Origin of the sequence: Tritonibacter sp. SIMBA_163 (assembly GCF_046535935.1) — a bacterium.
GTDB classification, from domain to species: domain Bacteria; phylum Pseudomonadota; class Alphaproteobacteria; order Rhodobacterales; family Rhodobacteraceae; genus Epibacterium; species Epibacterium scottomollicae.
On the sequence record NZ_JAWJBP010000315.1, the window covers coordinates 1 to 279 of the forward strand.

General features: G+C 77.4%; 1 pseudogene. It reads right to left on the minus strand.

Annotated features, from left to right (window positions below):
- Positions 1-279, minus strand: a pseudogene (locus R0J92_RS22540) (phosphoglucosamine mutase); the annotation flags it as partial.

The window sequence follows — 279 nt, forward strand, 5'->3', positions numbered from 1 at the left end:
TCCCCTGCCGCGGCCGCGGCCAGCTCGGCGCTCAACGCGTCGACCACGCGCGCGATCAGCCCCGCGTCGTCGCCCTGCGCCATGATCCGCACCAGCGGCTCGGTCCCGCTCGGCCGGACGACCAGCCGTCCACCCGCGCAGCCCGCGGCGAGCGCGCGTTCCGCCGCAGCCAGGGCGCGACGGACCGGCCCCGCCGTCAGCAGCCGGGCCGGCTGGCCGACGCGCACGTCCGCGCTCAATTGCGGGACCGGCTCGAACACCTTGAGCATTTCGCTCGCC